11 protein-coding genes are annotated in these 13694 nt (G+C 47.7%); all 11 read right to left on the bottom strand.

Annotated elements, in window-relative coordinates:
- Positions 1–16: 16 nt before the first annotated feature.
- The gene (locus NFR55_RS01865; protein ID WP_251545653.1) at positions 17–1099 is read right to left on the bottom strand and encodes a sensor histidine kinase; all 1083 of its coding nucleotides are present in this window, start codon (positions 1097–1099) and stop codon (positions 17–19) included.
- The gene (locus NFR55_RS01860; protein ID WP_338052309.1) at positions 1096–1809 is read right to left on the bottom strand and encodes a response regulator transcription factor; all 714 of its coding nucleotides are present in this window, start codon (positions 1807–1809) and stop codon (positions 1096–1098) included. The genes NFR55_RS01865 and NFR55_RS01860 overlap by 4 nt, the downstream gene beginning before the upstream one ends.
- A 73-nt stretch (positions 1810–1882) precedes the next feature.
- A complete protein-coding gene (locus NFR55_RS01855; RefSeq protein WP_251545651.1) occupies positions 1883–4237 on the bottom strand; it encodes an endonuclease MutS2 in 2355 nt (784 codons plus the stop codon).
- Positions 4238–4249: 12 nt separating this feature from the next.
- Positions 4250–6427, bottom strand: coding sequence for a peptidase U32 family protein (locus tag NFR55_RS01850; RefSeq protein ID WP_251545649.1), 2178 nt, complete (start codon positions 6425–6427; stop codon positions 4250–4252).
- Positions 6428–6434: 7 nt separating this feature from the next.
- Complete coding sequence (gene pheT, locus NFR55_RS01845; RefSeq protein WP_251545647.1) at positions 6435–8816, bottom strand: phenylalanine--tRNA ligase subunit beta; 2382 nt, start codon at positions 8814–8816, stop codon at positions 6435–6437.
- An 11-nt stretch (positions 8817–8827) separates the two neighbouring features.
- Positions 8828–9850, bottom strand: a complete 1023-nt coding sequence (pheS, locus tag NFR55_RS01840) for a phenylalanine--tRNA ligase subunit alpha (RefSeq protein WP_251545645.1) — start codon at positions 9848–9850, stop codon at positions 8828–8830.
- Positions 9851–10144: 294 nt separating this feature from the next.
- A complete protein-coding gene (gene yunB, locus NFR55_RS01835; protein WP_251545643.1) occupies positions 10145–10810 on the bottom strand; it encodes a sporulation protein YunB in 666 nt (221 codons plus the stop codon).
- A 37-nt stretch (positions 10811–10847) separates the two neighbouring features.
- Positions 10848–11225, bottom strand: a complete 378-nt coding sequence (locus tag NFR55_RS01830; protein ID WP_251545641.1) for a SpoVA/SpoVAEb family sporulation membrane protein — start codon at positions 11223–11225, stop codon at positions 10848–10850.
- Positions 11222–12301 carry a stage V sporulation protein AD gene (spoVAD, locus tag NFR55_RS01825; protein ID WP_251545639.1) on the bottom strand — a complete coding sequence of 360 codons (1080 nt, stop codon included), beginning with the start codon at positions 12299–12301 and terminating at the stop codon, positions 11222–11224. Before spoVAD ends, NFR55_RS01830 begins: the two co-directional genes overlap by 4 nt.
- A gap of 1 nt (position 12302) precedes the next feature.
- A complete protein-coding gene (locus tag NFR55_RS01820) occupies positions 12303–12776 on the bottom strand; it encodes a SpoVA/SpoVAEb family sporulation membrane protein (protein ID WP_251545637.1) in 474 nt (157 codons plus the stop codon).
- 111 nt (positions 12777–12887) lie between these two features.
- Entirely contained in the window at positions 12888–13598 is a 711-nt protein-coding gene (locus tag NFR55_RS01815; RefSeq protein ID WP_251545635.1) for a DUF421 domain-containing protein, read from the bottom strand.
- Between the last annotated feature and the right edge of the window lie 96 nt (positions 13599–13694).

Genomic DNA, 13694 nt, shown 5'->3' with positions numbered 1-13694 from the left:
CTAAAACCTCCGAAATCTATTTCTCCGCGCTCGACTTGCGCAAAGTGCCTACGTCTACCTTATGCTTAGCGGGATTAAACAAAGTAAGCGTGAATATAAACGCCGCACCCGCGCCTTTGTTGCTCTCTATGCGAATTGCTTCTTTGTGGTCGTCTATTATCTTTTTTACTATGCTTAATCCCAGCCCCGTGCCTTTGCTCTTATTGGGAGTACGCGCCTTATCCGCCATATAAAACCTGTCCCAAATGAGCAGTTGGTCTTTTTTGCTTATTCCGAACCCTTGGTCTTTTACGGCTATATATATCTTTTCACCGTGTATATGAGTGGTAACCAATATCCTCGAATAAGCCGGAGAATATTTTACAGCGTTGTCTATGAGATTTACGAGCACTTGTATGATTTTATCCTTATCGGCAAAAACATAACTTTCTCTCCTTGCAAAGTCAACGTCGAGTTGCAATTCTTTTTTAAGCAGATTGGGTTCGAAGCGTTCCACTATCTGCCTGATTACGGCGTTTATCTCGAAACGCGACATGGTAAGCGGGTATTTGCCCGACTCCATACGCGACAAATCGAGCATAGAGGTTATAAGCGAATTGAGTCGTTTGGTTTCGCTCAACACAATCCTCAAATATTTTTCGCTATCCCCTGCGGCGATTGTCCCGTCGAGAATCGCCTGTAAAAATCCTTGCATGGATGTTAGCGGCGAACGCAACTCGTGCGAAGCGTTGGCAACGAACGATTTTCGCATTTGCTCGAGATTTTCGAATTCGTCGGCAATGCGATTGGTGATTTTACCGAGACGCTTCACCTCTTCGTCGGCTGTTTTTATATGAGTTCTTGCGTCATACTCTCCGTTGCTGAGCTTTTTCGCCGTTTCGTTAATGTGTTTCATGGGCGAAATGAGCAGTTTGTAATTGGAGAACACAAACAATATTATTTCCGCAATCGCGCCGAGCAAAACGAGCACAGCCAAAAGTATCTTATCCGAAAGAGTTGCCGCAACGGGCATAAAGAAAAACAACGGACAAAATACCGACGCGCCGAACACCGCAAAAAATATTATGCCGCGAAATACGTAATTGCCGAAAATTTTCATAACTGCGGCACTTCGAACTTGTATCCCACGCCCCACACGGTGTTAATGCGCCATTTTTTGCTCGTACCCAGTTTTTGGCGTATTCTCTTCACGTGCACATCCACCGTGCGAGTATCGCCCTGATAATCCGAACTCCAAACTTTATTAAGCAACTGCTCACGCGTAAAAACCTGCATGGGTTGCGAAGCAAGACAATACAAAAGCTCGATTTCTTTAGGGGGCATATCGATATTTTTTTCGTCTACTTTAACAATATAATTTCTTAAGCTGACAAACAAATTTCCGTAAGACAAATCGGGATTTGTATCAGCGTTTACCGCCTTATCCGACTCTCTCGCCACGGGTTGCGCTCTTCTGAATATAGCTTTAATTCTCGATATAAGCTCTTGCGGTTCGAACGGCTTCGTAACGTAATCGTCCGCGCCGTAATCGAGCCCGCTTATTTTGTCCATAGGTTCACCCTTTGCCGAAACCATTATTATGGGAATATCGGAAAATTTTCTGACTTCGGTAAGCGTTTCGTATCCGTCCATTTCGGGCATCATCACGTCGAGCAATACCAAATCGTAAGTTTCGTCTTTTATAGCGCGGATTGCTTCTTTTCCGTTGTGGCATATAGCCGTGCCGTACCCCTCTTTCACGAGATACAGCGTAATTAGTTGGCAAATATTGTCGTCGTCGTCGACTATCAATATTTTACGGTTTGTCATAATAAATCACCTTTCAACTTTGCTCGAATTCATTATACTAAATTTCGCACGAAAATACAAGTATTTTGCCGCGCTATTTTATTTCCGCCAAAGTTACGCCCGTATCGCCCTCGCCGTACCTGCCGTATCTGTACGACGCTATATCCGAACGAGTTTTGAGATAGGCTTGAATTCCCTTTCCCAACGCGCCCGTGCCCTTGCCGTGCACTATTCTTATTATCGTACCCGACGAAGAAGAGAGTATCAGCGGCTCGATTGCCTCGATTGCTTCCGCAACGGTCATGCCCAACAATTTTATCTCCGCTGCCGACGGTTCGGCGGGCGCGGACAAAACCGCGCGTTTCACCTTTTCTTTGGGCTTACTCTCCTGCCGCGCCGCAAACGGTTGAGCCAAGTCGTCCGCTTTAACGGAAATTTGCATATTGCCCGCTCTCACGCGATACAACCCCTTTTTATCGGCAAGCGACAGCAACACGCCTTCGCCGCCCAGCGAGCGCACTATGACCTTTTGACCCACTTTAGCCGACGCCGCAACGAAATCGGCGTATTCGGGGTTCAATCGTTCTTCGTTCTCGTTCTTTACTCTCTCGAGCTTGGAAAACAGTTGTCGCGCTTTGCGCAAAGCCTCTTCGTCGGCTTCTTTAACGGTATCTTTGAGTTCGTCCAACAGTTCGCTTGCTTTAGCAACCATATTGGATATCAAACGCGCGGTTTCCGCCTTGGCGTTGTTTTGTATTCGTTCTTGCTTTTCTTCGATTTTTTTCCGCGCCGTCTCTATGTGCACGCGCTCCTCTTCGAGCATTCGCTTTTCCGCTTCGATTTCCTCTTTTTGCTTTTCCGCTTGCATTTTTGCATACTGTGCCTGACGCAATACGGTCTCAAACCGTATTTGCTCGTCGCTTATGCTCTCTTTTGCCTTATCCAAAATATACTCGTTTAACCCGAGAGTACCCGCAATCTTCAACGCATTGCTCACTCCCGGCACTCCCACCATAAGTTTGTAGGTGGGTTTCAATGTTTCTTCGTCGAACTGCATGCAAGCGTTCATCAATTTTTCGGAAACGAGCGCATACTCTTTCAGCTCGTTAAAATGAGTTGTAACAATTCCCTTGCAACCCACTATTTCGAAATATTTCAATATTCCTATCGAAAGAGCCGCGCCCTCTACGGGGTCGGTACCCGAACCAAGCTCGTCCAATAGCACCAAACTGCGCGGAGAAATGCCGTCCGTAATTTTCACAACGTTTACTATGTGAGCCGAAAAGGTACTGAGCGACTGCTCTATGCTCTGCTCGTCTCCGAGGTCGCAGAAAATATTATCGTATACCGAAACAACGCTGTTTTTGTCGCACGGTATCCATATGCCGCTGTACGCCATCAAGCAACACAGTCCCACCGTTTTTAAGCAAACGGTTTTGCCGCCCGTATTCGGTCCCGTGATAACGAGTATATCGTATTGTTCGCCCACCTCAACGCTTACCGGAACAACCTTGTGCGGGTCTATAAGCGGATGCCTTGCGTTTTTGAGCGACAACTTTTTGCCGTTATCGAGCACTGGCATAGTGCCGTTAATGCTCACCGAATAAGCGCACTTTGCAAATACTACGTCTAACACAGTACACCTATCGAGCGCAAATTCGAGCATATCACTTCTTTCCGCAACGCACAAACTCAATTCCGAAAGTATCCTTTCTATTTCGAGCTGTTCTTCCATTTGCAAATATTTAAGCTCGTTGTTTAGCTCCACTACTGCAAACGGCTCTATAAACACGGTAGAACCGCTTCCCGATTGGTCGTGAATAAGACCGGGCACCATTGAACGGCATTCCGATTTTACGGGAAGAACAAAACGCCCCAACCGCACGGTAACAATGTTGTCTTGCAAATATTTGCTTAAGTTTCCGTTGCGAGTATAGCTCGCAAGTTTCTCTTTCAACTTTGCGTTGGCGGAATGAATTTTGCGCCTTAGGTCTCTTAACTTTTCGCTCGCGTCGTCTTTCAGTTCGTTTTCGCTCGCAACCGCGTCCCCTATCTGCTTTTCAAAGTTCCTGTCGGGTATGAGCGCGGCAACCAAAGCCTTAAGTTCGCTCACGTCGTCGCCGAGCTCGGAGAGTTCGCTTTTTGCTATGCGGGCGCAACGCATAATATTCGCCGCCTTAAGCAATTCCCCCGGCCGCAACACCGCGCCCGCCTTCGCCTTGTCGAGTATTTCGCTCACGTCGTCGAATTCCGATATCGGATTGGCGGAATACTTGTATTTCGCGATATACGCTTCTTCGGTAAGCCGCAAGTTGCGTTCCACTTCTTTATACTCGCATAACGGCAACATGCGCGATATTTCATCTTTCGCACGCGACGAAACCGCGAACTTAGCAAGCCGCGCCCGAATTTCGTCGAATTCCAAAACTTTCAGTAATTTCTCATCCATATTTTTATATCACTATTGTAATTTTTTGTTAAAATTTCCGTGCGTGCACGTAAGCGAATATTCGCACCCCGTAAGCATTTGCGTATTCACGGCTTCGATTTCCCGTGCGGTTGCGTAAGTAAAATCAAGCAACATGCCGCCGCTGTTCGCAACCGAAATGTTATTTATCGGTAACTCGGGCACTAAAACGCCGTAACAATACTTTTCTTTAACTCGGCAAAATCTTACGTATGCGCCCTTATCGTCTTTCATGCGAATATCGTAGCCGCTACAGCCCTTGCAGTCTTTACCCTCGCTACGGCGCGGACAATGCGCGAAATGCATTAACGGCGGTTTTCCGAAAGCGTAAGTAAGCGAGTCGCCGAGTTTTTCCCTCTCTATCGAACCCACAAACGTGCCGCCGAAACTCGCATTGATATGATTAAGTCCCGTTCCGCCGATAAAGCTAAAACCGTCAAACATTTCAAAGTGGGAAACATTATTCGCAACTACCGCTTTCCAAGGCAGAGCTTTGAGTTTGCGCAAAATTTCTTTGTCGCCGCCTCGCGCTATAACGGGCAAATTAAGCACAGCTTTTTCGCCCAACCTCTTGCATTCGCTCGCTATTTTATCGAAATCGCCGTAATCGCGCGGAGAAAGCACAACATAGTCGTAATCGAATTTAATACTCGGAAGCGTTTCCGAGTTCGCCACTTGCACGAACACCGCGGATGGCTTACACTGCAGCCAATTTATCTTCGGCATTTCGAAACTGTTATTACATGAAACGCGCTTACGCGAAAATTCGTCAAGCAACTTTTTCCGCAATTCTTCAACCGCACGCTTGCGCATGTCTTTGATAAGCGACGCGGGATAGAAAATATTTTCTTCCGAATTTACTACTACGTCACGCAAAGCAAAGTCCGTTTCGCCCAACAGTCCCACTGCTTTCTTTACGTCGGCTTCGCTAAGCGGCTTGTTTTGCGCTTTCACAACCCCGTCTTTTCCGCAAACCGTCACAGTCGCGCCCGCGCAAGACAACGTGATTGCCGCGCCTTTTGCGGTATCGAGCGAAACGCTTACGGATACGGGAATATTTGTATTCAGCTTTTCAATCTCCGACTCGAGATTACGCGAAGAGGTAAGCCGCACTTCGTCGCCCCGTTTAACATCTCCTCTAAAGCCCGTGGGGTTGCCGTCTATCAATCCTCCGCCTATTTCGCAGCCGTTACGAAGATATTTTACCCCGTCGCCCGCGCAAAGTTCGATATTTGCGTTTATCTTAGCTTTTCCCGCATTTACCCAAGCCACCGTTCCCGCTTCGACGCCTATATTGTTTTGAACCTTTGAATATATCACGTTTTCGGTAGGCGAAAGCAAATACGCTTTGCAATAGTCGCCGCGGTTGAAAACCCTTTTCAACCTGTCCAAATCGGACTCAGCGCTTACTCCGTCTATAGCTTTTCGGTAGACGGACACGGTTTCGGCAACGTATTCGGGCGTGCGCATACGCCCTTCTATTTTCAGCGAGTCCACTCCCGCGTCGCGCAGTACCGCAACTTTGTCCACTAAGCAAATATCCTTTGCCGACAAAAAATATCCGCTGTCGTTGCCCTTAAAATATTTTTTGCGGCACAGTTGCAAACATTTGCCGCGATTGCCGCTACACCCGCTTACAAGGCTGCTGTAATAGCAATTTCCCGAATATGCCACGCATAGTGCGCCGTGGCAAAAGAACTCTATTTCAAGTCCCGTTTTGTCTTTTATATCTCGTATATCTTCGCAAAGCGTTTCACGCGCCGCAACTACGCGAGTTATACCCAACTTTTCGGCAAACCGCGCACCGTATGCGTTGCTAATTCCCATTTGCGTGCTTGCGTGCAAAACGATATCGGGCGCGCGTTTTTTAAGTTCGCATATAAAGCCGATATCTTGAACAATGAAGGCGTCCGCACCTGCATTTCGAGCTTCGATGGCGCGCTCAATCGCGTCTTGCATTTCGCCGTCTTTTATTATGGTATTTACGGTAACGTAAACTTTAACGCCGTGCAAATGCGCAAATTCAACAGCACGCAACAAATTTTCGGAGTTGAAATTGCATGCGGAAGCTCTTGCACCGTATTTCTCCATACCGAGATATACGGCGTTTGCGCCGCACGCAACGGCGGCTTTCAAACATTGAAAATTCCCCGCGGGAGCAAGCAGTTCCATGGAGTTATCAGCGCAATTTCGCGCCGCAGTTTTGCTCGAGAGCGGCAAGAATTTTTTTCATTGCCGACGTTATATCGTCGTCCGTCAAAGTTCTGTCTTTCGCCGATAATCCGAACGAAAGGGCTATGCTCTTATATCCCTTTTCTATCTGCTCCCCTTTGTATACGTCAAACAGTTCTGCATCCACGCACAGCTCGTCCGCCTGCTCGAGCGTTTGCAAAATAAGTCCTACGGGTATCTCGTCTTTCACAACTACGGCAAGGTCTCTGCGCACCGCCTGAAATTTGGAAAGCGGCGCAAATTTCGCTTGCGGAATTTCTTTGCCTATAAATCCGCCGAGGTTCATTTCGCACAAATATACGTTTTCGGCTATATCGTAATTTTTGGCAACGAGCGGGTGCACTTTACCGAACGAGCAAAACGCTTTGCTGTCTACAAAGTATTCGCCGCTCATGCCCGGATGATAATACGGTTTGTCGCAGTATTCGAGCTTATCGGGCTTTAGCGCAAACTTTCTCAAAATTTCGCACACGGCGGCTTTCAGCGTGTAGAAAGTTTCTTTGCCGCCCACAAAAGCCATACACAAAGTATCGGTTTCCGCAGGCAAATCCGACAGCGGCAACTCTTTGGCAATATACGTTTTTCCGAGTTCGAAAAGCCTGAAATCGGAATTTTTCTTACTGAGATTATACGCCACTGTAGTAAGCATGTTGTGCGCGAGCTGTGTGCGCATAACCGAATATTCCTCTCCGAGCGGATTGAGTATTTCGATTTGACGGCGCAGAACGCTGTTTTGCGGCAAATTAAGTTTATCGCAGGATTTCTTACCTATAAACGAATAAGTGGTTATCTCATACGCACCCAAGCCGCTCACAAGCGTTTTAAGCAGCTTGAGATTAGACAGGCGCACGTCCATGCCGCCCGCTGTGGATTTCGCCGTGGGCATAAACGACGACTTTATATTGTCGTAGCCGTAAAAGCGTATTACCTCCTCGGCAATATCGGTGTAGTTGTCTATATCCTCGCGGAAAGCGGGCACGGTAATTACAAGTCGGTCTTTCTCGTTTTGCACATCGAATTGAAGAGATTTCAAAATTTTCTCTATAGCGTTCGATTTTACGGTTATGCCGAGCAGTTTGGAAATTTCGTCCGCAGAGGTGCGAATAACTTTAACCGAGGTCGAAACGAGTTCTTTACTCGCCTTAGAGTCGGTTACTTTGCCTGCTTTAAGTTTATGAAACAACGTAAGCGCACGCTCGCGCCCCACGTTTACGCTCATTCCGTCAACGCCCTTTTCGTAACGCGCCGACGAGTCGGAACGCAAACCCAACGCCCGCGAGGTAGCGCGTACGCTTCCTTTTGCAAATCCCGCCGCTTCGAGCAGAACCGCCGAGGTTTTTTCGCTCACCCCGCTGTATTCTCCGCCCATAACGCCCGCTATGGCAAGCGGCTTTTTGCAATCCGCAATCACAAGCATATTTTCGGTAAGCTCGTACGTTTCGGAGTTCAAAGCCGTTATGCTCTCTTTTGCTTTCGCCTTGCGAACTATAATACCGCAATCGGTTACAAATTCGGTATCGAAAGCATGCAACGGCTGCCCTACCTCGAATAACACATAGTTGGTTATATCCACCACGTTGTTTATGGGGCGAACGCCCACCTTGCGCAGTCTGTCGCGCATCCATTGCGGCGACCGTTGCACTTTAATATCTTTGATTATTTGGCAAGTGTATCTGCCGCACGCGCCGTCGCGTATATCTACGGAGGGCTTTAACTCGCACGAAACCGTATCGTATTTGATTTCGAGCGGTTTGAGTTTTCTTCCGAGAACGGCGGCAACCTCTCGCGCCATGCCGTAAACCGATTGACAATCGGGACGGTTTGCGGTAACCGACACGTCGAGAACGGTATCGTTAAGCCGCAAGACTTCTTTTATATCCGTGCCCGCGGCAACGGCTTGCAGTATCAAAATTCCGTCGACCTCTGCGCCGTCAATCACCTCGTTGTCTACGCCGAGCTCTTTGCCGGAACACATCATTCCGTAGCTCATAACGCCCCTTAGCGGCGCGGCTTTTATAACTTTTCCGCCCGGCAAAGTTGCGCCGTCGAGCGCGACGGGCACCGTATCACCCGCTTTTACGTTTTTCGCACCCGTAACGATTGTAACCGTTTCGCTCCCTACGTCTACCGAGCAAACCGAAAGTTTGTCCGCGTCGGGGTGTTTCTTAATATCGGTTATATTGCCCGCAACAACGCGGTCGATATCTTCGCCCAAACGAATTATTTCTTCCACCTCGAAACCTATGTTAAGCAGCTTGTCCGCAAGTTGTTCGGGCGTATAGCCGTCGGTAGAAACGTAGTCGTTTAACCATTCAATAGATAGTTTCATACAGCACCTCCTCAGTTAAACTGCTTGAGAAATCGCAAATCGTTCTCAAACGGAATTCGCGCGTCGCTTATTCCGTATATTATGTTGGTTATACGGTCAAGTCCGCAACCGAACGCAAAACCGGTGTATTCGTCGGGATTTATGCCGCAATTTTTAAGCACGTTGCGGTTCACCATTCCCGCGCCCATAATCTCTATCCATCCCGTGCCCTTGCACACGTTGCACCCCTTTCCTCCGCACTTGCCGCACGAAGCGTCCACCTCCACGCTCGGTTCGGTGAAAGGAAAGTACGAAGGGCGAAAACGCGTTTTGGTCTCGTTGCTGAAAAATTTCTTGGCAAACAAATCGAGTATGCCTTTTAAGTCGCACATGGTAATCCCTTTGTCTACCACAAGTCCCTCTACTTGGTGGAACACGGGAGAATGCGTTGCGTCGGCTTCGTCGGAGCGGAATACTCTGCCCGGCGAAAGCATCTTAATCGGCGGTTTCACTTTCTCCATCATGCGTATTTGTCCCGACGAAGTTTGCGAACGCAAAAGTATGTTTTCGGTTATGAAAAAGGTATCTTGCATTTCCCGCGCGGGATGGTCGGCGGGAATATTCAAAGCCTCGAAATTGTAATAATCGGTTTCGATTTCGGGACTGTCGGCTATCACAAATCCGAGCGAACAAAAAAATTCTTCTATCCTGTTGCGCATTATGGAAAGCGGATGCAGACCGCCGTGGTTTTTTAAGGGCGAGTCTATCGTAATATCTATTCGTTCCTCGCTCAATTTGCGCAATAACTCTTCGTTTTCCAACGCTTTTTGCCGCTCTGATACGGCTTGTTCGAGCGTTTCTCGCGCGTCGTTCACTATTTTGCCCGCCGCAGGGCGTTTCTCGGGCGGAACGTCTTTCATTCCTTTAAGTAACGCGGTTAGCGCGCCGCTTTTGCCGAGCGTTTTCACGCGCACGTCGTTAAGTTCGGAAACCGTTTTGCACGCGGAAATACTCGCAATCGTTTCCGCCGTCAATTTTTTTACGCTTTCTTCCATAGCTCCTCCAAATAAAACAAAATCCCTCGGAAAAATCCGAGGGCGTTAAAAATTACGCGGTACCACCTCAGTTCGCCGAAAGAATATCTTTCAGCCTCTCAAACGGCTGTTACGTTGCCGACGCGTTTGCTTACAGCCTTGCGGTTTGGGCAAACGTACTCCTGCGGGGAAAATTTTGGGCGCAACGCGTTCTTTCAGCCGTGGAACGCTCTCTGTAAAATTCGCGCTTATCTTTAACCGCAATCACAGTATTTAGTTAATATTACCACAATATAAGCAAAATGTCAAACTATTTTACGGCACAAGATTGTAACTTAAATCGGCTGACTGCGTGTCGAGATATACGTCGGGTATCTTGCCTATTATTATGCTTTCGCTCACCAAAACCTGAGTAACCGTTGTAACCTTGTTTTCCGCTCCCGGAATGATAATATTTACCGAAGCGGTTACGGCAATATACATTTTATGTAACGTTTGGTTTATTCCCGCAGAGGTGAAATTCGACTTAAACTCGGTGTCGATGTTTCCCACCTGTATAGCGCGAATGCTCACGTCGGGTCCGAGCCCCGCAAGAAATGATATACCCGAAAGAGAGCCGAGCGGTATTTTAATGCCGTACTCCCCGATTTCGGCAAGTTTCTTTTGAGCGCGGTCGGTAACGCTGCGCGCGAGCGCGTTTACAGTAGCCGAATTTGTATGTATCAGCGTAATGTTTCCCTCGCTATCCTTTTCTATCTGCGTAAGGTCTATGTAAGACGGATTGTCGTTCATAACCTCCATAACCGAGCTGTTTACGAAATCCACGGTAAGCGAGCGAACGTATTCTTGAGAAACGGTGCGTATCACGGGGCGTATCGCGGTGACCGTAAAAATGTAAACCGCAAAAATTATCAAAAGAAAAGCCGATAAAATTACCAGCTTTTTCTTTCGCTTATTCTTACGGTAACCGCATTTTGCCATATAAATATATATGCCGCATGCGCCCTTTCTTTTACAATTATTTGGAACGCGGCGAAAATATCAGAGTAACCAAATAGCTCGCTACAACGGCAACGCCCACGCCGAACGCCGTTCTCACGAGTCCGCCCGCGAACGCGCCCACAAAACCTATCTGCCGCGCCATTTCTATAGAACCTCGAGCAAGAGAAGCTCCGAAGCCTATTATGGGCACGCTTATGCCCGCTTGAGCAAACTCATTGATGGGCTTGTAAATTCCGAACCCTTCGAGCGCTACGCCTATAAGAAGGAATATCACGAGTATCCTCGCGGGCGTAAGTTTGGTTTTTATTATAAGCAGTTGCGCCAACGCGCACATCAGTCCGCCCACCGCAAACACTTTTGCATACGTGAATATCATTTCCCAAAACATGCTCATTTTCTCTCTCCTTCTATAACAATGCCGTGACTCACTCCCGGTATAGTTTCGCCCTGATAACAGCTTTGCGTGCTCATTAACGCGCCCGTTGCCAAATACGCAACCTTTTTGTATTCGCCCTCTTTAATGCGCGGAATAATGAACTCGTTTATAACCGACGCACTGCACCCCGCGCCGCTGCCGCCCTGATAACAGTTTTGGTCCATGCTGTAAATAAGACTTCCGCAGTCGGAATATCGTTGCCCCAAATCGTAACCCTGTTCGCGCATAAGGTCTCTCAATATATCCGAACCGAGTTTACCCAAATCTCCCGTGAGTATCATATCGTAGTCCTCGGGTCCCGTTTCGGTTTCCTTAAACAACGCGCACATAGTGTCCATAGCCGCGGGAGCCATAGCCGCGCCCATATTGGATAAATCGTTTTGTCCGAAATCGACTACTTTTCCGAGCGTAGCCGAACGCACCAAAGGTCCCGAACCGAGCGTGGAAAGCACGCAACAACCCGCGGCGGTTACCGTCCACTGCGCGTAAGGCGGGCGTTGGCAACCGTATTCGAGCGGATAACGAAACTGTCGCTCGGCGGTTGCGAAATGACTCGCCGTAGCGCACGCCACGGTTTGAAAGTGCCCCGCGTTAAGCATTGTAGCCGCTATCGAGATAGCTTCGGTATACGTCGAACACGCGCTGTACACGCCCAAATGCGGCAAATCGAGATTGCGAGCCACGTAACTCGAGGTAGTCATTTGATTGAGCAAATCGCCCGAAATCAAAAGTTGCACGTCGCCTACGCTTTCCTTAGCTTCTCTTACCGACGCACGAACGGCTTCGTCGAACATCAAAATTTCCGCGCGTTCGAAATTCTTTTCACCGAGTTTTATATCCTCTTTCACCCGCCTGAAATATCTTTTAAGCGGACCTTTCGCTTCCTTGTTGCCCACAACCGCGTTAGCCGCCACAATGTGCACAGGCTTATCGAAAAACAAAGTCTGCTTGACTTCGGCGGCTCGCTTGGCAACAGGCTCGAATACGGGAAGAAAATCGCAGTTATCGCCTTTGTGTATCACTATGCCTTGCATATCACAACCTCCCCAAAATAAGCAAGTTCAAAATGCCCGCAACAGTAGACCACACAATGCCGTTTACTACTACCGGACCCACAACACTGAACATTTTTACGCTCGTGCCGAGTATGAGTCCTTCGGACTTAAATTCCATTGACGCGCTCGAAATAGCGTTTGCAAATCCCGTTATCGGCAAGAAACAACCCGCGCCGCCCTTGCGAGCTATAATATCGTAAAAACCGAGACCGGTAAACAATATCGCAAGAGTAATAATGGTCATCGAGGTGATATTCACAATCATATCTTCCGAAAAATTAGGGAAAATCAATGCGTAAATATCGCCTATGCCTTGCGCAATGCAACAGGTTATACCGCCTATCCAAAACGAATGCCACAACGACTTAAGAGTTCCCGACTTGGGCGTAACCGAGTCTACGTATTTTCCGTAACGTTCGTTACGCTTTTCTATGGGGTCAGCAACCGCGCTCATCTTTTACCTCCTTAATCAAAACAAACGTTTCCTTTTCGCTTACATTTTTTATGTCCGAAAATTCCGATAAAACATGCTTCATATATTTTCTCCTTATAACCGATTTGATTGTTATTGAAATACGGAACGACTCACTTCCGTGTTGTTTTTGGCGAAAGCCGACAGGTTCCCGTCGGTATCGAGCGACGCGAGCACTACATCGCTCAGTTTTTCGATGCCTTGCGATTTGAGCGTATCGCGCAACCATTGCTCGTTTTTGCCGAACGCCTTGAGATTGCCTTTCAATATCTTTCCGTCTATCACTACGTCGGCGCGTATGCTGTCGTCTTGCACGTTGTTGCCTTCGTCCTCGTTTGTTGCGGGGCGATAAAGTGCTTTGGGCATTACCGATACGTTGCCGTTGGTTTCCAAAATGGCGTAATATATTTCGGTTATATCGAAATAACCCTGTCCGCGCAGTTCGCGCATTAGGTCGTTAACCGAAAAACGCGCTTTCTTGAGTCCCTTATACAGGATTTCGCCTTTGGCGATTATAAAAACGGGATTTCCTTCAAAGAAGCGACGGCATATTATGCTTTTTTGCGAAAGATAGGAAAACAACGCTCCGCACAACATAAACAAAGCCAAAGCCACTACGCTCACCCATATGGAAATATCGGGGTCTACGCACATTACCGCCGCTACGCTGCCTGCGGTAATGCCTATCACGTAATCGAAAAAACTCAATTGAGAAATTTGTTTCGCGCCGTCTATTTTCGTAAGCACAAGCAATATGGCGATGGTAAACAGCGTACGCAACACTATTTCGAGATAAATGTTCATTACTGTACCTCCGTGTTATAAATGCAAATATAGTTTTTTTCTTTTGCTTATCTTTTATGCTTTGAAATTTACAAATTTTGCGAGCAAAACAAAAAA

The sequence above is a fragment of the Pumilibacter intestinalis genome, from assembly GCF_943193005.1.
Taxonomy (GTDB): domain Bacteria; phylum Bacillota; class Clostridia; order Christensenellales; family Pumilibacteraceae; genus Pumilibacter; species Pumilibacter intestinalis.
This window is presented reverse-complemented; position numbering and strand designations above follow the sequence as displayed.

Excerpts from the sequence above, each read along its gene's own strand:
- NFR55_RS01865 (WP_251545653.1), bottom strand. The coding sequence starts at position 1,099 with ATGAAAATTTTCGGCAATTACGTATTTCGCGGCATAATATTTTTTGCG.
- NFR55_RS01860 (WP_338052309.1), bottom strand. The coding sequence starts at position 1,809 with ATGACAAACCGTAAAATATTGATAGTCGACGACGACGACAATATTTGC.
- NFR55_RS01855 (WP_251545651.1), bottom strand. The coding sequence starts at position 4,237 with ATGGATGAGAAATTACTGAAAGTTTTGGAATTCGACGAAATTCGGGCG.
- NFR55_RS01850 (WP_251545649.1), bottom strand. The coding sequence starts at position 6,427 with ATGGAACTGCTTGCTCCCGCGGGGAATTTTCAATGTTTGAAAGCCGCC.
- pheT (WP_251545647.1), bottom strand. The coding sequence starts at position 8,816 with ATGAAACTATCTATTGAATGGTTAAACGACTACGTTTCTACCGACGGC.
- pheS (WP_251545645.1), bottom strand. The coding sequence starts at position 9,850 with ATGGAAGAAAGCGTAAAAAAATTGACGGCGGAAACGATTGCGAGTATT.
- yunB (WP_251545643.1), bottom strand. The coding sequence starts at position 10,810 with ATGGCAAAATGCGGTTACCGTAAGAATAAGCGAAAGAAAAAGCTGGTA.
- NFR55_RS01830 (WP_251545641.1), bottom strand. The coding sequence starts at position 11,225 with ATGAGCATGTTTTGGGAAATGATATTCACGTATGCAAAAGTGTTTGCG.
- spoVAD (WP_251545639.1), bottom strand. The coding sequence starts at position 12,301 with ATGCAAGGCATAGTGATACACAAAGGCGATAACTGCGATTTTCTTCCC.
- NFR55_RS01820 (WP_251545637.1), bottom strand. The coding sequence starts at position 12,776 with ATGAGCGCGGTTGCTGACCCCATAGAAAAGCGTAACGAACGTTACGGA.
- NFR55_RS01815 (WP_251545635.1), bottom strand. The coding sequence starts at position 13,598 with ATGAACATTTATCTCGAAATAGTGTTGCGTACGCTGTTTACCATCGCC.